Origin of the sequence: Pseudomonas putida (genome assembly GCF_003228315.1) — a bacterium.
Classification (GTDB): Bacteria; Pseudomonadota; Gammaproteobacteria; order Pseudomonadales; family Pseudomonadaceae; genus Aquipseudomonas; species Aquipseudomonas putida_S.
Window position 1 is genome coordinate 1,983,987 of record NZ_CP029693.1, and the last position, 20,986, is coordinate 2,004,972.

The 20,986-nt window shown below is 60.3% G+C and carries 17 protein-coding genes; 9 read left to right on the top strand and 8 right to left on the bottom strand.

The annotated features are described in order from the left end of the window. Nucleotides 1-162: 162 nt before the first annotated feature. Nucleotides 163-1,575 carry a type VI secretion system Vgr family protein gene (locus DKY63_RS09030; protein ID WP_110963799.1) on the top strand — a complete coding sequence of 471 codons (1,413 nt, stop codon included), beginning with the start codon at nucleotides 163-165 and terminating at the stop codon, nucleotides 1,573-1,575. Nucleotides 1,576-1,596: 21 nt separating this feature from the next. Here DKY63_RS09030 and DKY63_RS09035 read toward each other — a convergent pair whose 3' ends face one another. Together DKY63_RS09035 and DKY63_RS09040 are read right to left on the bottom strand one after the other, a co-directional pair. Then, nucleotides 1,597-2,988 carry an FAD-dependent oxidoreductase gene (locus tag DKY63_RS09035; protein ID WP_110963800.1) on the bottom strand — a complete coding sequence of 464 codons (1,392 nt, stop codon included), beginning with the start codon at nucleotides 2,986-2,988 and terminating at the stop codon, nucleotides 1,597-1,599. 69 nt (nucleotides 2,989-3,057) lie between these two features. Further along, nucleotides 3,058-4,383: an MFS transporter gene (locus tag DKY63_RS09040; RefSeq protein ID WP_110963801.1), complete on the bottom strand. Its 1,326-nt coding sequence runs from the start codon at nucleotides 4,381-4,383 to the stop codon at nucleotides 3,058-3,060. Nucleotides 4,384-4,651: 268 nt separating this feature from the next. Between DKY63_RS09040 and DKY63_RS09045 the strand changes: the two genes are divergently transcribed. Next, nucleotides 4,652-5,524 carry a LysR family transcriptional regulator gene (locus tag DKY63_RS09045; RefSeq protein WP_110963802.1) on the top strand — a complete coding sequence of 291 codons (873 nt, stop codon included), beginning with the start codon at nucleotides 4,652-4,654 and terminating at the stop codon, nucleotides 5,522-5,524. A 120-nt stretch (nucleotides 5,525-5,644) separates the two neighbouring features. On the opposite strand, the gene DKY63_RS09050 is transcribed toward DKY63_RS09045, so the two are convergent. After that, complete coding sequence (locus DKY63_RS09050) at nucleotides 5,645-6,508, bottom strand: LysR substrate-binding domain-containing protein (protein WP_110963803.1); 864 nt, start codon at nucleotides 6,506-6,508, stop codon at nucleotides 5,645-5,647. 109 nt (nucleotides 6,509-6,617) lie between these two features. Between DKY63_RS09050 and DKY63_RS09055 the strand changes: the two genes are divergently transcribed. The 3 genes from DKY63_RS09055 (at nucleotide 6,618) to DKY63_RS09065 (ending at nucleotide 9,555) form a co-directional block, all read left to right on the top strand. After that, a complete protein-coding gene (locus DKY63_RS09055) occupies nucleotides 6,618-7,727 on the top strand; it encodes a 2-aminoethylphosphonate--pyruvate transaminase (protein ID WP_110963804.1) in 1,110 nt (369 codons plus the stop codon). A 154-nt stretch (nucleotides 7,728-7,881) separates the two neighbouring features. Further along, nucleotides 7,882-8,709, top strand: coding sequence for a phosphonoacetaldehyde hydrolase (gene phnX, locus DKY63_RS09060; protein ID WP_110963805.1), 828 nt, complete (start codon nucleotides 7,882-7,884; stop codon nucleotides 8,707-8,709). A 285-nt stretch (nucleotides 8,710-8,994) separates the two neighbouring features. Beyond that, entirely contained in the window at nucleotides 8,995-9,555 is a 561-nt protein-coding gene (locus DKY63_RS09065) for a cytochrome b (protein WP_110963806.1), read from the top strand. Nucleotides 9,556-9,655: 100 nt separating this feature from the next. Here DKY63_RS09065 and DKY63_RS09070 read toward each other — a convergent pair whose 3' ends face one another. The 4 genes from DKY63_RS09070 to DKY63_RS09085 all read right to left on the bottom strand — a co-directional run bounded on the left by DKY63_RS09070 (nucleotide 9,656) and on the right by DKY63_RS09085 (nucleotide 15,073). Beyond that, a complete protein-coding gene (locus DKY63_RS09070; RefSeq protein ID WP_110963807.1) occupies nucleotides 9,656-10,585 on the bottom strand; it encodes a 1-aminocyclopropane-1-carboxylate deaminase/D-cysteine desulfhydrase in 930 nt (309 codons plus the stop codon). 150 nt (nucleotides 10,586-10,735) lie between these two features. Beyond that, on the bottom strand, nucleotides 10,736-12,775 hold the full coding sequence (locus DKY63_RS09075) for an NADPH-dependent 2,4-dienoyl-CoA reductase (RefSeq protein ID WP_110963808.1): 2,040 nt from the start codon (nucleotides 12,773-12,775) through the stop codon (nucleotides 10,736-10,738). Nucleotides 12,776-13,226: 451 nt separating this feature from the next. Beyond that, a complete protein-coding gene (gene panC, locus DKY63_RS09080; protein ID WP_110963809.1) occupies nucleotides 13,227-14,084 on the bottom strand; it encodes a pantoate--beta-alanine ligase in 858 nt (285 codons plus the stop codon). Next, nucleotides 14,084-15,073: an NADPH:quinone oxidoreductase family protein gene (locus DKY63_RS09085; RefSeq protein WP_110963810.1), complete on the bottom strand. Its 990-nt coding sequence runs from the start codon at nucleotides 15,071-15,073 to the stop codon at nucleotides 14,084-14,086. The genes panC and DKY63_RS09085 overlap by 1 nt, the downstream gene beginning before the upstream one ends. An 85-nt stretch (nucleotides 15,074-15,158) precedes the next feature. Between DKY63_RS09085 and DKY63_RS09090 the strand changes: the two genes are divergently transcribed. The 4 genes from DKY63_RS09090 to DKY63_RS09105 all read left to right on the top strand — a co-directional run bounded on the left by DKY63_RS09090 (nucleotide 15,159) and on the right by DKY63_RS09105 (nucleotide 19,652). Further along, complete coding sequence (locus DKY63_RS09090; RefSeq protein WP_110963811.1) at nucleotides 15,159-15,935, top strand: enoyl-CoA hydratase-related protein; 777 nt, start codon at nucleotides 15,159-15,161, stop codon at nucleotides 15,933-15,935. 247 nt (nucleotides 15,936-16,182) lie between these two features. Further along, nucleotides 16,183-16,356, top strand: coding sequence for a rubredoxin (locus tag DKY63_RS09095; RefSeq protein WP_430523145.1), 174 nt, complete (start codon nucleotides 16,183-16,185; stop codon nucleotides 16,354-16,356). Between the two features lie 110 nt (nucleotides 16,357-16,466). Beyond that, nucleotides 16,467-18,116 carry a GMC family oxidoreductase gene (locus tag DKY63_RS09100; RefSeq protein ID WP_110963812.1) on the top strand — a complete coding sequence of 550 codons (1,650 nt, stop codon included), beginning with the start codon at nucleotides 16,467-16,469 and terminating at the stop codon, nucleotides 18,114-18,116. Nucleotides 18,117-18,161: 45 nt separating this feature from the next. Beyond that, a complete protein-coding gene (locus tag DKY63_RS09105; protein WP_110963813.1) occupies nucleotides 18,162-19,652 on the top strand; it encodes an aldehyde dehydrogenase family protein in 1,491 nt (496 codons plus the stop codon). 65 nt (nucleotides 19,653-19,717) lie between these two features. On the opposite strand, the gene DKY63_RS09110 is transcribed toward DKY63_RS09105, so the two are convergent. Then, nucleotides 19,718-20,917, bottom strand: a complete 1,200-nt coding sequence (locus DKY63_RS09110) for a CaiB/BaiF CoA transferase family protein (protein ID WP_110963814.1) — start codon at nucleotides 20,915-20,917, stop codon at nucleotides 19,718-19,720. Nucleotides 20,918-20,986: the final 69 nt, after the last annotated feature.

A 20,986-nucleotide genomic window follows, 5' to 3' on the forward strand; every position in this document is an offset into this window, starting at 1 on the left:
CAAGTTTATACGGCCTAAAGTTGGCAATCGACCAAAATTCTCGCGTCCTGTCGACAACTTCTACAAGCCTTGTAGGGCAATTCTGAATCTTCGATTTGCGGTGACGACAACCCGCCAGGGTTTCGTACCCTCTTCGCCCGTCCTCAGAAGCAGAAGCACCCGATGCATAACGACAAGGAAAGTCCTTTCACCCTGACCCTCCCAGGCAGTGACTTGCGTTTGCAGGTCCTGGAGTTCAGCGGCCACGAAGCCCTCAATCAACCCTACCGTTTCGAAATCGAAGTGCTCGGGCCGATACCGGCCATGCCCCCGGCAACCTTGATGCAACGACCGGCCTACCTGGACTTGGGCCATAGCGCCGGTTTTCACGGTGTGCTGCTTAGCGTCAGCCATGAACTTCGCGGGACGCATCAGGTGGCTTACAAACTGGTGTTGGTGCCCCAATTGCTGAACCTGAACCGACACCGCGCCCGGCGGGTCTTCGAGCGCCTCAGCGTGCCGATGATCCTGCGCCAGTTGCTCAAGGAACAGGCGCTACCCGACAGCAGCTTCCGCTTTGAACTGTCGACCGGGCACTACCCGCTGCGCCCGTTCTGCATCCAGTACGAGGAAACCGACCTGGCGCTGCTACAACGGTTGTGCGCGGAAGAAGGCATTCACTATCACTTCGAACATCATCGCGACGCTCATGTGCTGGTGTTCGCCGACGACTGCCTGAGCTTCCCCCAGGAACCGCTGCTGATGCCGTTCGATAACGCCAGGCCCAAAGCCGGCAGCCCGCCAGTCATCAATGAACTGTTCCAGCGCCATGATGCGCCGACTCTGTCACCGCACCAGAAGTCCCGCGAACAGGGCGCCGCAACCTGTGATGACAGCGCGGCCAATCACCCCCTTGATCAAACGCCACCGATGCCGCGCCCCGGCATCGAACAGCGTCACCACGATCAACTGGCTCGCCGGCAGCTGGAGCGCCTGCGTTGCCGGCAGGTGCAGATCCATGGCCAAAGCAATCATGGGCAGCTGCGCAGTGGTCATATCGTGCAGGTGGCCGAACATCCATTGCCGCTATTCAACGATCAGTGGCTGGTGACCGAAGCTCGGCATCAGGGATCGAGCCCGGTGGCGGATGAACCTGACTTTCCGCCGGGTAACCGCAATCATTTCACCGTCATCCCCTGGTCAACCGTGTTCCGTCCCGAACCCGTTCAGTGCAGGCCGAGCATCCCCGGTTATCAGCCCGCCCGCGTGTGTGGCGTGGTCGGTGAGCCAACGGTGATGGATGATCGAGGTCGAATACAGGTCTGTTTATGGCCCGCGCCGAATCACGATCCGCAGACAGGCGGTGGGCTCTGGATGCCAGTCGCCCTGGCAGCGATGGACAACCTTGTCGATCCATCGCAACTGCCACTGGCCGGCAGCGACGGGCTCGTCAGCTTCCTCGATGGCGACCCCGACCGACCGGTGTTCTGCGCCAGCCTGGCGCAACGCCAGCCACCTCGGCCGGTTCGCGCCCCGGAGCCACGCAACGACACCCGCCTGCTGCTCGACTGGCTGACCCGACGCCCGGAGGCCTGAACCCCTCGCTTGCAGCTGCTCCTACCCTTTATCCGCCTTGCCCGCCGCCGCCGCGAACTTCGCCAGGCGCACGTCCAGATGCCGTGGCCGGCGCCCATGATCCTCGGCGCGTTCCTTGCGGCGGATGGCATTGCGCACCATCAACGAGCCGAGGTAGCGAATCGGTTCCGGCGGGAAAAAGCCCAGCGGCCCGTTCACCAATGGCGAACGGGTCCACGGGTTGTCCAGGCCCTGAACCATCGACGCCAGAATCTGCCCGCCCATGTGGCACGGCCCGACGCCGCTGCCCGAGTAGCCAAAACCGTAAAACACGTTGCCGCTGGCACTCATCTGGCCGAAGAACGGCAGCCCCGTGACCGATCGATCGGACGGTCCGTTCCAGGTCGCCTCGATCTTGACGTCGGCAAAGGCCGGGAAGAAATCCGTCAGGCTGTTGCGCAGCAGGCCGGCGTAAGGCGACGGCTGATCGAACACCGGCAGCATGCGACCGCCGTAGGCAAAGGTATTGCCGCCCTTGCCGAGCATGATCCGGCCGTCCGGGGTGTTGTGGTAGTAGTGCACGAAGATCCGTGAATCGAGCACCGTCACGCCGCTGGTCAAGCCGATTTCATTGAGCAGATCGGGTCGAGGTTCGGTGATCGCCATGTCGCTGGAAACGATCGCCACGCTGCGTTCGAACTGCGGGAAGGCGCGGGCCATCCAGGCGTTCATCGCCAGCACTACCCGGTCCGCACGAACAGTGCCATTGGCGGTTTGAATGCCCGCCGGCTTGCCTTCTTCGAGCCCGGTCATGGCTGTGTTTTCGTGAATCTTCACCCCCAGTTGCAGGGCCACCCGGCGCAGGCCGCGCACCAGTTTGCCCGGTTGCACGCTGGCGGCCGCCGGGGAAAACCAGCCTTCCAGGTGTTTGCTGGAGCCGGCCATGCGCTGCACGTCGGCCAGCGGCCTTTGGGTGAAGGAGTTGATGCCCTGGCGCTCCAACGCCGCGATCACCGCATCGGTCGAGCCGACCTGGGCACGATTGGTCGCGGTGTAGAGGGTGCCGTCGAGGCGGTAGTCGGCATCCACCCCGTACTGCTCGCAGAAGGCGCCGATGGCGTGGATGCTGCGCTCGGATTCCTTGACCAGACGCACCGCTTCCTCAACACCGAACAGCCGCTCCAGGGTGAAATACTTGGCCGACCACGACAGCGCGCAACCACCGTTGCGCCCACTGGCGCCGGCACCGCAGATGTCCGCTTCGATCAGCAATACATCCAGTTCGGGGTTCTGCTCCTTGAGCATGATCGCGGTCCACAACCCGGTGTAGCCGCCGCCGACAATGCACACATCGGCGCGGGCGTCGCCTTGCAGTGGCGGACAGGTGTCGGACGTTTCAGCCTTCAGGGCCTGGTCCAGCCAAAAGGGTCTCATGGATCAATCTCCGGTCAGATCGCCACACGCCAGCCTGCCGCACGCGCAGCAGGCCGCGAGGGACAGGGTTCAGGTACGCAGGGGTTTGATGTCCATCGGCCGGTTAGGCACGAACGGATAGTTGGTTTTCAGGCCACCGGGGCGGCTGTTCCAGTGCGGGATCAACACCAGCGCGGAGAACATCGCGCAGCCGGCGAAAACGATGAACACGGTGACGGAGTCGAAATAACCCGGCAGCAAGCCACCGAGGACCGCCCCGACCGAGCCGCAACCGTTGACGAAACCCGCCGCCGTGGCGCCGGCCTTGGCGGTGCCGAAGTCGATGGCGGCCGCGCCGCTGATCATCGAGTCCGGTCCGTAAAGGGTCAGGCCCATGACAAACAACAGCGCCACCACCAGCGCCACGCTACCGGTGTGCAGCGCGCCCATGAAGAAGGCCAGCGACACGGTCAGCGCCAACAGGCTGATCACGCAGGCCGGCATGCGCCGGGCGCCAAACAGCTTGTCCGAGGCCAGCCCGATCAGGATCGGCCCCAGCAACCCGGCCAGTTCGAACGCGGTAGGAATGATCGCCGCGCCCACCTTGCCCACCGAAGGCATCTGCTCGAACACGATCACCGGGCCCCACAGCAGAATCGCGTAGCGCGCCGGTTTCAACATGAAATAAGCCAGGCCGAGAATCAGCACGGTGCGGTTGCGCAGGATTTCCTTCAGCGGCTCCAGCACGCTGATCTTGCTTTGGGCGTGCGCCTCTTCGGCGGTCAGCTCAGGTTCCGGCTCCACCGCAGGCAAGCCCACGTCTTCGGGTTTGTTGCGCTGGAAAATAAAAAACAGCACGGCGACCAGCCCAACCACCGCCGCACTGGAAATGAACGCTGCATGCCAGGAACCGATCAGCGTATAGGCCCACCATCCGGCGAACGGCGACGCCACCAGACCGCCGAATGCGTAGCAGGAACTCCACAGGCCCAATACTCGCCCACGTTGCTGGGCGGGAAAGAAACTGCCGAGGTTCTTGCACAGGCCCGACCAGCCCGTGGACTGCGCCAACCCTTGAATCAGCATGCAGGTGGCGAAGATCGGCAAGGTCGCGAAACTGCCCATCACCAGGGCGGCGGCCGCGGAAATCAGCAAACCACCGAGGACGACGACTCGCGGGCCGAAACGGTCGGCGAGCATGCCCCAGGTGAATTGGCCAATGGCGTAAGCGGTCAGGTAGATGGCGTCGAGGTTGGCCATGGCCATTTTGTCGAGCATGAAGGTCGGGTCTTCGCCGATCCCCAGTTTTGCGACGGAAAATGCTTTGCGGGTGAAGTAGAAAGCGGCGTAGGCGAGCCAGGTGATCGCGAAGATCTGCACGCGCCAACGCTTGATGGTGCCGATGTGCTTGTTCATTGTGGTTCTGACCTCAGGGTGTGAGTGTGCCGGCAGAATTGGAAGAAAACGCCTGTGTTTTTATTGTTGAGCACTGCGATATCGCCCTGTCCCTATGGCGGATACCGGTCAGATGAGTCCTGTAATTGCACGCCCAGGCTCATGGCTCCCGAGACCGTTCGACTGACCAGTCAGCGGGGGCTGGAGCGGATCAAAACAATTACTGATTAATAAGTGAAATCGATTTATCGTATTTCACAAATAAGCCCTGCTTGTTACTGGAGGTTCGATGTCGGTTTCCCACGCTCAGCTCAAGGCTTTCCACGCCGTGGCCGTCTACGGAAGCTTCACCAAAGCCGCCGAACGGCTGTTCCTCACGCAACCGGCGATTTCCGATCAGGTGCGCAAACTCGAAGAACGCTACGGGGTGCTGCTGTTCCACCGCAACAAACGTTCGGTGCGCCTGACGGATCTGGGTGAGCGGCTGCTGGGTGTCACCCAGAAACTGTTCGTGATCGAAGCCGAGGCCCAGGAACTGTTGCAGGACTCCCAGGCCTTGCAAACCGGCAGCCTGATTCTGGCGGTGGACGCCCCGGTGCACGTGTTGCCGCAGATCGCCCGGTTCTGCGAGCGTTACCCCGGCATCAGCGTGAAGATCGAAACCGGCAACACCGATGAATCGCTGTTCCGCCTGTTCAACTACCAGGCCGATCTGGCGCTGCTGGGCCGCGACGTCAGCGATGAACGTCTGATCTCCTTGCCGCTGCGCAATGACCCGATGGTGGCGTTCGTGTCACGCAACCACCCCTGGGCCGACCGCGAATCCATCTGCCTGGCGGACCTCGACGACACGCCGCTGGTGCTGCGGGAGATCGGCTCGGTGACCCGCCAGACCCTGGAAGAAGAAATGGCCGGCGCGGGGTTTCGCATTCGTCCGGCGATTCAGGTGGAAGGTCGCGAAGCGGCGCGTGAGGCGGTGGTGGTGGGGATTGGTGTCGGTGTGGTGTCCGCCGCCGAGTTTGGCTCGGACTCCAGGGTGTGCGCGTTGCCGATTACCGATTGCAAACGGCGCTTGACCGAGACACTGGTGTGCTTGCGTGAGCAGAGTTCGCGGCGGATTGTGGCGACGTTTCTGGAGATGGTGCGCGAGAGCCTGGTGTAAGCAGGGCCGGCCTCATCGCGAGCAAGCTTTGCTCCCACAGGGATTGAGGCTTGCCACCTGATTTGTGTACGGCGCAAAACCTGTGGGAGCAAGGCTTGCCCGCGATGGCCGCACCTCGGTTTACCTGACCGGCACCAAGCCGAAAAACGCCTGTATCAAACGCAAATCCCGCCGCCGCTCCATGCACCCCATCATGTGCCGGTTCACCAGCCCCTCGCCAATGATCGGCACCGCTGCCACTCGTGGGTCATGGCTGACTTCCACCGACGACACCACCCCCACCCCCAACTCCGCCGCCACCGCCTCGGTCACCGCTTCGCGGCTATCGAGTTCCAGCAGCACCCTCGGGTTCACCTTGGCCTGTGCGCAAGCCTCATCGAAGGTGCGCCGGGTGATCGAACTCGGTTCACGCAACACCATGATGACTTGGTCCAGTTCCTTCAAAGGCACACCCTTGGCCCGCGACACCCACGGATGACCGTCCGGCACCAGCGCACAAATGCGTGACTCGCTCAGCGCTTGCAGGTGCAGCCCCTTGCGCGGCTCGACCTCGGTCAGCACCGCCACGTCGGCATGCTCGGACAACAGCGCCGCGAGGGTTTCCTGAGCGTTGCCCAAACGCAGGTTCACGGTGATCCCCGGATAACGCGCACGCAGGCTCGCCAGCATCGGCATGACCATGTGCGGTCCGTCCGCCGCGACTTCCAGGCGCCCCGTGAGCAACTGTCGATTGGCCTCCAGCATCACCTGCGCTTCTTCGGCCAGGCCGAACATCGCCCGAGTGATGGCCGCCAGTTTGGTGCCCTCTTCCGTCAATTCCACCCGGCGCGCGGTGCGACGCAACAGGGTGATCTGGTAGTGCTCCTCCAGCGCCTTGATGTGCCCGGTCACCGCCGGCTGGCTGATGAACAGGCGCGCGGCGGCGCGGGTGAAGCTGCCCTCTCGGGCCACGGCATCGAAGGCGCGCAGCTGAAACAGGTTCATGAATAAGTCCTACTGATGGCTGGCATAACAACAAACAATTTGATTGATAACTCGGCAAATTGCAATTTAAGCCCCGTAGCTTCATCCCATCGATTGCGAGGACACGAGAATGAGTATTGCCGCACCCATCCTGCTCACCCCCGGCCCGTTGACCACGTCCGCCCGCACCCGCCAGGCGATGATGGTTGACTGGGGTTCATGGGATGACCGCTTCAACCAACTGACCGCCAGCCTGTGCGAACAACTGCTGGCGATCATCAACGGCGCCGCCAGCCACCACTGCGTGCCCCTGCAGGGCAGCGGCACCTTCGCCGTGGAAGCGGCGATCGGCACCCTGGTGCCTCGCGACGGCAAAGTCCTGGTGCTGATCAATGGCGCCTACGGCAAGCGCCTGGCGAAAATCTGCGAAGTGCTCGGTCGCTCTTTCAGCACCTTCGAAACCGCCGAAGACGAACCGACCACCGCCGCCGACGTCGACCGCCTGCTGCGCGCCGACAGCGGTATCACCCACGTTGCGCTGATTCACTGCGAAACCAGCACCGGTATCCTCAACCCGCTGCCGGAAATCGCCCAGGTGGTGCAGCAGCACGGCAAGCGTCTGATCATCGATGCCATGAGTTCCTTCGGTGCCCTGCCGGTCGATGCGCAGCAGATTCCGTTCGACGCGTTGATCGCCGCGTCCGGCAAATGCCTGGAAGGCGTACCGGGCATGGGTTTCGTGTTTGCCAATAAAGAGTCCCTGGCCGCAGCCGCCGGCAACTCGCATTCGCTGGCGATGGACCTGTTCGATCAGCACACCTACATGCAGAAAACCGGACAATGGCGCTTCACCCCGCCAACCCACGTGGTCGCCGCGCTGCACGAAGCCCTGCTGCAATACAACGAAGAAGGTGGCCTGCCGGCACGGCATGCGCGTTATGCCGCCAACTGCCAGGCACTGATGGAAGAGATGGGCAAACTGGGCCTGCGCAGCTTCCTGCCGGCCGCCATCCAGGCACCGATCATCGCCACCTTCCACGCACCGAAAGACCCGCGCTACCAGTTCAAGGCGTTCTACGAGCGGGTCAAGGCCAAGGGTTACATCCTCTACCCCGGCAAGCTGACCCAGGTCGAAACCTTCCGTGTGGGCTGCATCGGCCATGTCCAGCCCGCCGAAATGCGCGAAGCGGTGGCCGCCATCGGCGAAGTACTGCGCGAGATGGAAGTGCTCGATATCTGAACCAACCCGCATTCCCCTGTAGGAGCGAGCCTGCTCGCGATCGCGGTCTGACATTCACCATTGATGTCGACTGACCGGGCCTCATCGCGAGCAGGCTCGCTCCTACAAAAAGCTGCTCCTTATCAGCCAGTTTTTTCTCAGGAATTTAGAAACCATGAACTACACCAACCCAACCCAACTGCAAGCCGCCATCCTCGACTGGGCCGGCACCGTCGTCGACTTCGGCTCTTTCGCCCCCACCCAGATCTTTGTCGAGGCCTTTGCCGAGTTCGACGTGCAGGTGTCCATCGAAGAAGCCCGTGGCCCGATGGGCATGGGCAAGTGGGACCACATCCGCACCCTGTGCGACTTGCCGGAAGTCGCCGAGCGTTACCGCAAGGTGTTTGGCCGCACGCCGACCGATGATGACGTCACCGCCATCTACCAGCGCTTCATGCCACTGCAGATCGAAAAAATCGCTGAGCACTCGGCGCTGATTCCAGGCGCGCTGGACACCATCGCCAACCTGCGCCAGCAAGGCATCAAGATCGGTTCCTGCTCCGGCTACCCGAAACAGGTCATGGACAAGGTCGTGGAACTGGCCGCCACCAACGGCTACGTGGCCGACCACGTGGTCGCCACCGATGAAGTGCCGAACGGCCGCCCGTGGCCGGCCCAGGCCCTGGCCAACGTGATTGCCCTGGGCATCGACGACGTCGCCGCTTGCGTGAAGATCGACGACACCGTGCCGGGCATTCTCGAAGGTCGCCGCGCCGGCATGTGGACCGTGGCGCTGATCTGCTCCGGCAACGCACTGGGTCTGGACTACGAAGGCTACCGCGCACTGGACAGCGCCACGCTGGACAGCGAGCGCAAGCGCATTCACACGCTGTTCGAAAGCTCGCGCCCGCACTACATGATCGACACCATCACCGACCTGCCAGCGGTGATCGCCGACATCAACCAGCGCCTGGCCCGTGGTGAAGTGCCACAAGCCAGCTGATCCACCGCTGAACGATCAGACACCCACCACTGTAGGAGCGAGCCTGCTCGCGATGGACGTCAACGATAACGCTGGCTACCTGATGCCCCGCGTTGTCCTTTCGGCCATCGCGAGCAGGCTCGCTCCTACAGGGTCGACACCGGGTTAATGCTTCTTTCTGTCAATTACCTGAACAGAGCCATCAGCGTTAAACAGCCCGAGGCAAAGCCGTTGAAACAGGATTACAGTTAATGCACACCGTCGGACAGGAACGGTGGCTTGACCTGACCTGTGAGGAAACGCGAAATGCCATGGAAAAACTCCGAATCACGCTACAGCACCGTATCGATCGCGCTGCACTGGTTGATGCTGGTCCTGCTGGCGCTGGTTTACGCCTGCATCGAACTGCGCGGCATGTTCCCCAAGGGCAGTGGTGGCCGGACGCTGATCGTGGAGTCGCACTTCATGCTCGGCCTGACAGTGTTTGTCCTGGTCTGGCTGCGGTTGTTCGCCCGTACTTTCGGCCCGGCGCCACAGATTTTCCCGGCATCGCCGCAATGGCAGACGGCACTGGCCAAGCTGATGCACTGGGCGCTGTACCTGTTCATGATCGCCACGCCAATCCTCGGCTGGCTGACCACCAGCGCCAAAGGCAATCAAGTGATGTTCTACGGCGTCGACCTGCCGCTGCTGGTGGCCGAGGACAAGGCGTTTGCCAAACAGCTGCAGGAATGGCACGAACTCGCCGGCACCATCGGCTACTGGCTGATCGGCCTGCATGCCGTGGCTGCGCTGTATCACCATTATGTGGTGGGGGATAACACCCTGTTGCGGATGATGCCCAAGCGGGTGAATCGCAATACCTGATTTCGGAGAATTCCAACTGTAGGAGCGAGCCTGCTCGCGATGGCGGTTTGTCTGACACATCAACATTGGATGTGCCACCGCATCGCGAGCAGGCTCGCTCCTACAGTTTTTTGGGGGTTAACCCCCGCCGTCCCTGCAAGCCGCCGGTATGCACGAATATCAGCCGCGTCCCTCGGGCAAACTTCCCCGCCTCGATTTGCTGCCTGAGCGCTATTAACGCCTTGCCGGTGTACAGCGGTTCCAATGGAATGCCGCTGAGCATTTCTGCCTGCTCAATGAACTCAAGCAATGGCGGATCGACCTTGGCAAAGCCCCCACGACTGGCATCGAGCAGCTCATAAGCCGAATGAGCCACACCCGCCTCCTGCACAATTCGCCCGACCTGCTGCGCCACCCCATGATCGCCCGGCACCGCCATCGCGCCATAAACCGGATGATCGCCGGCCTCGGCCAGCACCAGGCCGGCCAGGGTGGTGCCGGTTCCGCAGGCCAGCCACCAAGCGTCGTAGTCAGCCCACCCCAGCACCTTCAACTGATCGCTAACTATTGCCTTCAACTGCATGCAGCCCTTCGCACCCGGTAAACCACCGCCACCTTCCGCGACCGGAAAAAGATCGGGATATTGCGCCAGCCATGGCTCCCAGAACCCCGCTTCATGCCGCGCCCGATAACCGCCATAACCCAACCAATGCAGCTGCATGCCGAACGCCTGCAAATCCAAGACCGTTGGGGTTTGTTGAGGGTGCCCGCGCAACAGGCCCACCGTGGCGAAACCGAAGCGTTTGCCGGCCGCGGCCAGTGCATGCAGGTGGTTGGAATGCGCACCACCGAGGCTGATGATGCCTGCGGCGCCAGCGCGATCGGCAGCCTTGAGGTGTTCGATCAACTTGAACCATTTATTGCCGCTGATCAGCGGGTCGATGAGGTCCAGGCGCAGGATCGCGACTTCGATGCCGGCGGTTTTTAACCAGTCGAGAGGGAGGGGTTCGAGGGGGGCCTGAGGGAGCCAGTCGGAGGGAGGGAGAAGCATTGATGCCGGCTCTGGGTTTGGAGCCGGCATCTTAGCAGCCTTGAGGACGCCATCGCGGGCAAGCCTTGCTCCCACAGGATTTTTGCACAACACAAAACCCGTGGGAGCAAAGCTTGCTCGCGATAGCCATTGGTACGCTTGGCCTGCGTATTACAACCCGGCCGCCAACCGCGAACCCTGATTAATCGCCCGCTTGGCATCCAGCTCCGCCGCGACATCCGCGCCGCCGATCAGGTGCACGTTCTGCCCCGCCGCCACCAGGCCTTCCTGCAACTCGCGCAGCGGGTCCTGCCCGGCGCAGATCACGATGTTGTCCACCGGCAGCACCTGAGGTTCGCCGGCTTCGCCGATGCGGATGTGCAGGCCGTCGTCATCGATCTTCAGGTATTCGACACTGTTGAGCATCTGCACCTGCTTGTTCTTGAGACCGGTGCGGTGAATCCAGCCGGTGGTCTTGCCCAGGCCGTCGCCGACCTTGGATTTCTTGCGTTGCAGCAGGAACACTTCGCGCGCAGGTGCATGGGGCGCCGCCTTGATCCCGGCCACACCGCCGCGTGCTTCCAGATGGGTATCGATGCCCCACTCCTTCCAGAACTCATCGCGGTTCAGGCTGGTGGCCTGGCCCTGATGAACGAGGAATTCCGAGACGTCGAAACCGATACCGCCCGCGCCGATCACCGCCACGCGCTTGCCCACCGGCTTGCGTTCCAGCAGCACGTCCAGGTAGCTCAGCACCTTGGCATGCTCGACGCCGGGAATGGCCGGCACACGCGGCGCAATGCCGGTGGCGAGGATGATTTCGTCGTAGCCGCCTTCGACCAGCGAGGCCACATCCACACGGGTGTTCAGGCACACCTCGACATTAGTGGTCTGCAGCTTACGGCCGAAATAACGCAGGGTTTCGTAGAACTCTTCCTTGCCCGGCACGCGCTTGGCGACGTTGAACTGGCCACCGATTTCGCTGGCCGAATCGAACAATGTCACCTGATGACCACGTTCGGCGGCCACGGTTGCAGCGGACAAACCGGCGGGACCGGCACCGACCACGGCGATCTTCTTGAGTTGCTGCACGGGCAAGTAGTTGAGTTCGGTTTCATGGCAGGCCCGCGGGTTCACCAGGCAGCTGGTCAGCTTTCCGCCGAAGGTGTGGTCCAGGCACGCCTGGTTGCAGCCGATGCAGGTGTTGATTTCGTCGGCGCGGCCTTCGGCCGCCTTGTTGACGAAATCCGGATCGGCCAGGAACGGTCGCGCCATGGACACCATGTCGGCATCGCCTTCGGCCAGGATCTGCTCGGCAACTTCCGGGGTGTTGATGCGGTTGGTGGTGATCAACGGGATGCTCACTTCGCCGCGCAGCTTGGCCGTGACCTTGCTGAACGCCGCGCGCGGAACCTTGGTGGCGATGGTCGGAATCCGTGCTTCGTGCCAGCCGATGCCGGTGTTGATGATGGTCGCCCCGGCCTGCTCGATGGCCTTGGCCAACTGCACGATTTCGTCCCAGGTGCTGCCGCCTTCCACCAGGTCAAGCATCGACAGGCGGAAAATGATGATGAAGTTCGGGCCGACCGCTTCACGCACGCGACGGACGATTTCCACCGGCAGGCGCATACGGTTTTCGTAGCTGCCGCCCCAGCGGTCGGTGCGGTGGTTGGTGTGGGCGGCGAGGAACTGGTTAATGAAATAACCTTCCGATCCCATGATTTCCACGCCGTCGTACTCGGCCTGTTGCGCCAGGGTCGAGCAGGTGACGAAATCGCGGATCTGCTTCTCGATGCCTTCCTCGTCCAGCTCCTTGGGCTTGAATGGGTTGATCGGCGCCTGGATGGCGCTAGGCGCGACCTGTTTCGGGCTGTAGGCATAACGACCGGCGTGAAGGATCTGCATGCAGATCTTGCCGCCCGCCTCGTGCACTGCCCGGGTCACGATCTGGTGCTTGAGCGCTTCTTCCTCGGTGGTCAGCTTCGCCGCGCCGGAGTACACGCCACCCTCGTCGTTCGGGCCGATACCGCCGGTGACCATCAGGCCAACACCGCCACGGGCACGCTCGGCGAAATACGCCGCCATGCGTTCGAAACCGCCGGGCTTTTCTTCAAGGCCGGTGTGCATCGAACCCATCAGGGTGCGGTTGCGCAGCGTGGTGAAACCCAGGTCCAGCGGGGCCAGCAGGTGCGGGTAATGAGCGGCGGTCATTGGAAGCTCCACAAACAGCGATCACGGAAAAATGTGGGCGCTCTGCGGCGCCCCTCGGTCATGTGTTACAGACTATGAGCAGTCCGGGGCGGCCTCAATGACCGAAACTGACAAGTTAATGATCCAATTGTGCAGCTGGCTGTCGGGCAACCGCGCAGGCGCAGTGAGTGGCGCCGGTAAATTCGTCATGAGTTTTCACTACGATTGGAATTCTTTTCATTAAGGATGGAATCAGTCAACCATCTAATGCCAACGTTATTGGCCTGGATGCGCGCCGTGCGTGAAATGCTTTATGTCGAGATGTCGGGCCAGTGCTAGAAGATGTTCTGCGGTGCGGCATTGAACAGCCGCACTGCGAGGTGCACCTCCAGCTTGGCGACCCTCTTGGCTCCACCGTTGATGCTCAAGCCTAGGGGGCGTTTGCGAGTAGCCGGCACGGCTCGGCAGTTCGTTATAAACCGCTCACGCTGACCACAACATTATCAATAAGCCGCGTCTTCCCTAGACGCGCCGCGACGAGAATAACCAGATGACCGGACGTTTCCGACGTTAGGCTCAAATCATGCGCGTTCCTTATTTCCAGGTACTCCAACTGAAACCCAGAGGAGGTTATGCGCTTACATTGCTCATCTAGAAGTTGTTCAATGTCCAGACATCCGCGCTGTAAAGATATGGCAACGTCCTTGAGGCATTGATAAAGGATCGGAGCAGCGGTGCGCTCCTGCTCATTGAGGTATCCATTACGGGACGAGAGCGCCAGACCATCAGAGGCCCGGACGGTAGGCGCACCCAAAATTTTGATCGGGATATTCAGGTTTCTGACCATCGACCTTATGACGGCCAACTGCTGATAATCCTTCTCCCCAAATACAGCTATATCTGGCTGAACCACGTTGAACATCTTATTGACGATCGTCGCCATTCCATTGAAATGTCCCGGCCGAGCCGCACCACAAAGACCTTCTGATACTCTCGGAACGCTGACAATTGGTTGAGCTTCAAATCCTTCTGTATACATTTCAGCCACATCGGGTAAGAACAACAAATCGCAGCCAGCTTCCTTTAACTTGGCCTGGTCTGCGTCGGGCGTCCGAGGATACTTTTCCAAATCCTCTGAAGGTCCGAATTGAAGAGGATTTACAAAGATAGTCGCCACCACGAAATCAGCGTGTTGTTTAGCTACATCTATCAATGCGATGTGGCCCTCATGCAAGTTACCCATCGTAGCGACGAGCGCGACTTTCTTGTTTTCGCTCCGCGCGCGGCCCACAATTTTGCGAAGCGCGAGAACCGTTTCCACTATAACCATCAGCTACTCCCCTTTCGTATTTCGACCACGAGTTTGCCCACCGCCTTGCGCAGGCGAAGTGCTTCGAGCGCGTCGCCTGCGCGAGCCAATGCATATTGCTGTGAAATCAATGGGCGCAACTTGCCTTCGGCGTGCCAGGCAAACAGTTGCCGGTAGTTGGCTTGGTTTTCTTGCGGCTGGCGCTGGGTGAAAGCTCCCCAAAACACACCCAGGACTGCCGCACCTTTGAGCAGGGTAAGGTTGACCGGCAATTGTGGTATGCGCCCGCTGGCAAAACCGATCACCAACAAGCGGCCATTCCAGGCAATAGCTCGAATCGCCTGATCGAATAAATCGCCCCCCACCGGATCGAAGATCACATCGGCACCACGGCCTTCGGTCAGTGCATTGACCTGCTCCTTGAGACTGCCGTTGCCATAGCAAATCAGCTCGTGGGCACCTGCTGCCCGAGCCACTTCCAGCTTCTGCTTGCTGCTGGCGGCCGCAATGACGTGTGCCCCCATCACCCTGCCGATCTCAACGGCAGCGAGGCCCACCCCACCAGAAGCGCCCAGTACCAACAAGGTTTCTCCCTTTTGCAGCCTGGCACGCTGACACAAAGCATGCATCGACGTGCCATAGGTCACACCGAAAGCTGCTGCGCCAGCAAAATCCATGCGGGTCGGCATCAACGTGACCTGGCTTGCCCGTACCACTACCTGCTCGGCGAAACTGCCCCAGCCGGTCAATGCCATGACTTTGTCACCCGGCTGCAAATGACTGACCCCCGCCCCCACCGCAGCCACTATCCCGGCCGCCTCGCCTCCTGGCGCAAATGGAAATGCCGGCTTGATCTGGTACTTGCCTTCGATCAGCAAGGTATCGGGAAAGTTAACGCCGGCCATATGCACATCGATAAGGACTTCGTCGCTCCCGGGCACAGGGCTCGGGATATCTTCCAGAACCAGGCTATCGGCGGTACCGAATGCTTTGCACAGCAGCGCTTTCATAAGTATTCCGCGTCAGTAGTGGGTACCAGCCTGGCAATAACTGTCATACCATCAGTTATACTCACCTCCGACACTGGACGCAAACATGACCGAAGAAGTCATTTATCAGGACCTGCAGAACGGTATTGCGCTGATCACTCTCAATCGCCCGAATAAGCGCAATGCAATCAACGTCAGCGCTTCACGCACCCTTGCCCGCCTGGTGGAAAAAACTGAAGCCAACCCTGACATTCGGGTCGTGGTCTTGACAGGGACTGGGCCTCTGGCGTTTTGCGCAGGTGCCGACCTCGACGACATCGCTGCCGGTATCGGCGAACAGATCGCCGTCAACCAATCCGGCATGTGTGGCCTGATTCATGCCGAGCGACGCAAACCCTGGATTGCTGCCGTACGCGGCGCGGCGCTTGGCGGCGGCACTGAGCTGGCGCTGGCCTGTGACCTGATCATTGCGGGCAACAATGCCAGCTTCACCTTGCCCGAGGTCAAGCGTGGATTGATCGCTGGCGCAGGTGGTATCTATCGACTGATCCGACGCATTGCACCGGCCATCGCGATGGAGTTGCTGCTGACCGGCAATCGACTTGAAGCCGAACGCGCAAAAACACTCGGCCTGATCAATCAGTCAGTCGACGATGAACACGTGCTGGAGACTGCCCTTCAACTGGCTCGACAAATCGCAGCCAATGCACCACTGGCCGTTCAGGAGACTCTGATGGTAGCCCGCCAGGCTCTGGCGCTCGGAGAGTCGCAACTACGCCTTGACGTCGAAGCCGCGGGTTTGCGGTTACAGGCATCTGAGGACGTGCAGATCGGTGTACGTGCATTTCAGGAAAAACGTACGCCCGAATGGAAAGGCAGATAATCATCGCTGGCAAATCGGCACAGGGCTGCCACCACGTGATAACTGACCACATGATAGTTAGTCAGAAGCCCCGTCCCCCCGGATTACCCCGGAAAAAAGCATCGGCGTCATTGGCAGTCCATGAAAACCGAGGTTATATTACTCAAAAGTAACGTATGAGGATCATCCCACCTTTCACTCAAGGTGAAAAACTGAGCAACAGTCAATAACCCTTGTTCCGCCACGCCCAAAACATAACAAGAGGCTGATGGAAATGAAGAAATGGCAGTGCTTCTTCTGTGGCTTTACCTACGACGAAAACCTGGGCTTACCTGAGGAAGGCATCTTGCCCGGGACGTTGTGGCACGACATCCCCGAGACATGGATCTGCCCGAAGTGCGGGGCAGCCAAGCAAGACTTCGCGATGATCGAAGCAAGCTGAAACGGCTCATGTCAGCCATAACCCCACCGATTATCGACCCCTGCACCTGACCCCGTTGGTGCGCCAGCTCCCAAACAGCAAAAAAATAAAACTACCCCTGGGACAGCAAAATGAATAAGCGATACGACTACATCATTGTGGGGGCCGGTTCCGCAGGCTGCGTCTTGGCGAATCGCCTCTCGTCCCGGCACTCCGTGTCCGTGCTGCTGATTGAAAGCGGCCCGGATGACAGCAACGCATTGATTGCCATGCCCCGCGGCATAGGCAAATTGCTGACTCCGGGTAACCCGCATGTTTGGGATTACAAGGTTTCGCGAGGCCCCCAACAAGCTGAAGACATCTGGCTCAAAGGTCGCGCCATCGGTGGGTCCAGCTCGATCAATGGCATGGTCTATGTGCGTGGCGCACCCGAGGACTATGACGCGTGGGAAGCCGCCGGTTGCACCGGTTGGGGCTGGGACAACATAGGACGGCATTTCGTCGAGCTCGAGGACCATGCACTGGGAGCCACACCAGAGCGAGGTATCGGAGGGCCGCTCAAAATTTCAGTCCAATCTTCAGGCGACCCACTCTGCGAAGCCGTACTGACTGCGGGCGTGCAAGCGGGAACACCTCGAGTGGATGATATCAACCTGGCCAACACCGCCGGGCCTGGCGGGCTGGGTTACCAAACCCAGAACATCTGGAATGGCCAGCGCTACAGTGCCGCGAAAGCCTTTCTTGATCCAGTTCGCAACCGCCCGAACCTGGACGTCCTGACACAAACCGACGTCCTCTGGATCAACTTTGAAGACCAACGTGCAACCAGCGTGACCGTGCGCGACAGCCGCGGCGAACGCGCAATAGACGCGGGTAAGGAGATCATCGTCTGTGCCGGTGCCATTCAGTCACCCAAATTGCTGCAGCTCTCCGGCGTAGGGCCTGCCGCGCTGCTCGAGTCCCATGGCATTGCCGTGGTCAAGGATGCTCCCCAAGTGGGTCGTAACTTGCGCGAGCACTTCTTCCTTGCCATGCAGTACCGCGTGAAAAGCCACAGCCTGAATCATCGTTTTTTTGGCCTGGGCCTGCTGCGCTCCGTGTGGCAGTACTACACCGGCAGAAAGGGTCCGCTCACCCATAGCGCACATGAAATTGGCGGTTTCGTCAAAACTCGCCCCGAACTCGACCGTCCCGACGCACAAATCGGTATCAGCCTGTACTCGCTGACTTACGGAGAAGATGAAGTCGTCCCCGAAAAGCAACCCGGTCTGACCTTGGGCGGCTATTTCATGCGCCCGCAAAGCCAGGGTGAGGTGTCGATTCGCTCTGCCAACCCCGATGTGCCGCCTTACATCTGCGCCAACTATCTGGATTCGGTAACCGATCGTGCGGCTGCCATTTCCATGTACCGCTGGATCCGCCAGCTTGCCTCACAACCGGCCTTGGCCCCCTTCATCGTCGGCGCGACCACCCCGAGTGCCGATGCCCAAAGCGATGAAGAAATCCTGGAAGCCTTCAAACAGTGGGGAGGCACCGCCTATCACGTGTCTGGCACCTGCCGCATGGGCAGTGATGCCGAATCGGTATTGGACCCAAGCCTGAAGGTTCGCGGGGTGTCGGGGCTCAGGGTGGTGGACACATCGATCATGCCGTCTTTGATCTCAGGCAATACCAACGCCCCTGCCATGGCGATCGCTTTGCGCGCTGCCGAAATCATCGCCGCGGAGCTTGCCAATCCGAAAACCGCGCCATCGGGGCACCTTACCGGGGTCGCAAACTAAATACAGCCGCCTTCCATTGCACAACAAATAGAAAGGATGACTGCAATGCCGACGCCCTTCACCGACATAAAAAAGTTTTACATCGACGGCCAATGGGTTTCCCCTTCCGAGGGGTACGAAACCATTTGCAATCCAGCGACCGAAGAAATCATTGGCCAGGCCCCGGTGGGTGGTAAACCCGAAGTCGACCTTGCCATTGCTGCTGCCCGCAATGCTTACGATAACGGCCCCTGGTCAACCCTGCATATGGCCGAGCGCATCGAGGCCATCAAACGTTTTCGCGCGGCCATAATCAGCCGTCAGGACCTGATCAAACAGTTATTGATCGAAGAAGTCGGCGCCGTGCACATGCTGATGAACAGTGCTCAGTTCAACGGCGCTATAGAAGCCATCGACTACGCGATCTCACTGGCGCAAAAGATCGAGCCGGAACCGATAGCCATAGAATCAAAACCTAACCCCTTCGACCCTTCGGCACCCGATCTGCTGGGGGCTGGCGTCACCCTGTTCGAGCCCTACGGTGTGGTGGTCGGTATCACCCCGTACAACTACCCATTTTTGCTCAACATCGTCAAAGCCGTACCGGCGTTGCTTACCGGCAACACGGTGGTGATCAAACCCTCGCAATTCACGCCCTTCTCTGGCTTGCTGCTGGCCGAAATCATCATCGAAGCGCAACTGCCCAGCGGCGTACTGAGTGTTGTTACCGGCGGCCCGGAAGTCGGGGCGATGCTGACCGAAGATCCGCGCGTTGACCTCATCAGCTTTACCGGTTCCGATGCCGTCGGCTCGGCCATTTTGCGTCAGTCGGCCAGCACCTTGAAGAAGGTTCACCTGGAGCTGGGCGGTAAATCGGCAATGATCGTCAGACATGACGCCGATGTGGTCAAAGCCGCGAGCCTGGCAGCCTTCAGTATTTCGCTACACGCCGGCCAGGGTTGCGCCCTCCTCACCCGCTTTCTGGTGCACAACTCCATTCGACCGGCATTCGCCGAAACCATGAAAGCAGTTCTGGCCCAGTTGAAGATCGGTGATCCACAAGACCCCAGCGTGATCGTCGGTCCACTCATTCGCGAAAGTGCCCGCGCCAAGACCGAATACTATGTACAACTGGGGTTGGAGAGCGGTGCAACCCTGATCGCCGGTGGCAAGCGACCAGCCCATATTGATAAAGGCTTTTTCTACGAGCCGACCGTTTTTGACAACGTGGACAATGCATCTCGACTGGCGCAAGAGGAAGTCTTCGGGCCAATCGGCGTGATCATCGGTTTCGACACCGATGAACAGGCGATACACATAGCTAACGATTCAAAATTTGGTCTCAGTGGTGCCGTGATGTCAGCTGATCGTTCCGCTGCCTTTCGCATTGCGCAAAAACTAAGATCAGGCGGAGTTGCCATCAACGGTGGTACCGGAGACCTTTACGTCAAGGCCCCCTTTGGTGGCTACAAACACTCGGGTATCGGACGGGAGTTCGGCCCGCACTGGCTCAAAGAGTATCTGCTGGAAAAGGCTATTACCTATCCGATCGGTTAATAGCCTGAATTCGACTGCCCCCGCACCACGCTTAGCGCGTCGATGCGGGGCATTCACATTGTTCGCTAGCGAATGGCGCCTGAATCGCGCAGAGCCCTCAACTGGGCATCGGTCAAACCGATCTCGCGTAGCACTTCATCGGTGTGTTCGCCGAATCCAGGGCCAGCCATGAGTCTTCCGATCGGTTGCTCGTCGAATTGTGCCGGCGATACGCCCACCTGGTACTGGCTGTGTTCATCGATATCTACCGAACTGATGAAGCCATTTTCCAACGCCTGTGGATCGGCCAGTACTTCAGCGGGGCTCTGTATCGGGGACCAGACACCTTCCAACGTCTTGAAGCGTTCGCACCACTCCGCGTAATTACGGGTGGCGAACACTTCGTTGAGTTCGCCCACCAGCGCGCGGGAATTGGCATGCCGTGAGGCCGCATCCTTGAAACGCGGGTCGCTGAGCAGTGCTGGACGATCGATATGAGCGACGAAGTCAGGCCACCACTTCTCCATCAACAGACAGATGGTCAACCAGCGACCGTCGCGTGTGCGGTAATTGTTGGCCAAGGCAAACGAACTGTCTTTCTGCCGCTCGATGGGAATCGTCGGTACGCCAATGCTGGTGGCCAGCAGAGACTGTGACATCAAATACGTACCGACCATGTACAGCGCGTTGTCGACCACGGCGCCCTTGCCGGTGCGCTCGCGGCGAAACAGGGCTGCGGCAATGGCCCCCGCCAGGGTGACGCCCCCGGTCAGGTCGCCGATGGAGCCAGGTTGTTTGGGTGGAGGTTCATCCGGCAGCGTCTGATTGAACGCCGCACCGGCCCGGCACCAAGCCGTGGGGTAGTCGAACCCGCCATCGTTGGCCATGGCACCGTGCAAACCGTAGCCAGTACCGCGTGCGTAGATCAAACGCGGATTGCGCTTGAGCAAGTCCTGCGGCTCTATACCCAGCTTTGCCCGCGCATCGGCACGCAAGTTGGTGAGGAACACGTCGGCACCTTCGATCAATCGATACAGCTGCTCTCGACCCGCTTCCTGGGTCAGGTCCAGGGCGATGCCGCGTTTACCGCGGTTGCCCGTTTCAAAGAATGGATTGACCCGCCCGTCCGCGCCCGGCAGGCGCATATGCCGCGAAGCGTCTCCACCTTGCGCGCGCTCAACCTTGATGACATCCGCGCCCCAGTCCGCCAGCACCATCGCTGCGGCTGGCACATAGGTGTGTTCCGCAACTTCGATTACACGTACACCGTTCATGACATCGTACATAGCCTCTCCCGTTGGTCACTGGCACTCATGATCACGTATGCCCCACGCACAGTGCGAAGACGCGGTGGC

What these genes read in the sequence shown, in the direction of transcription:
- DKY63_RS09100 (WP_110963812.1), top strand. Translation starts at nt 16,467, where the DNA reads ATGAATAAGCGATACGACTACATCATTGTGGGGGCCGGTTCCGCAGGC.
- DKY63_RS09065 (WP_110963806.1), top strand. Translation starts at nt 8,995, where the DNA reads ATGCCATGGAAAAACTCCGAATCACGCTACAGCACCGTATCGATCGCG.
- DKY63_RS09110 (WP_110963814.1), bottom strand. Translation starts at nt 20,917, where the DNA reads ATGTACGATGTCATGAACGGTGTACGTGTAATCGAAGTTGCGGAACAC.
- DKY63_RS09055 (WP_110963804.1), top strand. Translation starts at nt 6,618, where the DNA reads ATGAGTATTGCCGCACCCATCCTGCTCACCCCCGGCCCGTTGACCACG.
- DKY63_RS09045 (WP_110963802.1), top strand. Translation starts at nt 4,652, where the DNA reads ATGTCGGTTTCCCACGCTCAGCTCAAGGCTTTCCACGCCGTGGCCGTC.
- DKY63_RS09105 (WP_110963813.1), top strand. Translation starts at nt 18,162, where the DNA reads ATGCCGACGCCCTTCACCGACATAAAAAAGTTTTACATCGACGGCCAA.
- DKY63_RS09085 (WP_110963810.1), bottom strand. Translation starts at nt 15,073, where the DNA reads ATGAAAGCGCTGCTGTGCAAAGCATTCGGTACCGCCGATAGCCTGGTT.
- panC (WP_110963809.1), bottom strand. Translation starts at nt 14,084, where the DNA reads ATGGTTATAGTGGAAACGGTTCTCGCGCTTCGCAAAATTGTGGGCCGC.
- phnX (WP_110963805.1), top strand. Translation starts at nt 7,882, where the DNA reads ATGAACTACACCAACCCAACCCAACTGCAAGCCGCCATCCTCGACTGG.
- DKY63_RS09070 (WP_110963807.1), bottom strand. Translation starts at nt 10,585, where the DNA reads ATGCTTCTCCCTCCCTCCGACTGGCTCCCTCAGGCCCCCCTCGAACCC.
- DKY63_RS09030 (WP_110963799.1), top strand. Translation starts at nt 163, where the DNA reads ATGCATAACGACAAGGAAAGTCCTTTCACCCTGACCCTCCCAGGCAGT.
- DKY63_RS09035 (WP_110963800.1), bottom strand. Translation starts at nt 2,988, where the DNA reads ATGAGACCCTTTTGGCTGGACCAGGCCCTGAAGGCTGAAACGTCCGAC.
- DKY63_RS09090 (WP_110963811.1), top strand. Translation starts at nt 15,159, where the DNA reads ATGACCGAAGAAGTCATTTATCAGGACCTGCAGAACGGTATTGCGCTG.
- DKY63_RS09050 (WP_110963803.1), bottom strand. Translation starts at nt 6,508, where the DNA reads ATGAACCTGTTTCAGCTGCGCGCCTTCGATGCCGTGGCCCGAGAGGGC.
- DKY63_RS09095 (WP_430523145.1), top strand. Translation starts at nt 16,183, where the DNA reads ATGGAAATGAAGAAATGGCAGTGCTTCTTCTGTGGCTTTACCTACGAC.
- DKY63_RS09075 (WP_110963808.1), bottom strand. Translation starts at nt 12,775, where the DNA reads ATGACCGCCGCTCATTACCCGCACCTGCTGGCCCCGCTGGACCTGGGT.
- DKY63_RS09040 (WP_110963801.1), bottom strand. Translation starts at nt 4,383, where the DNA reads ATGAACAAGCACATCGGCACCATCAAGCGTTGGCGCGTGCAGATCTTC.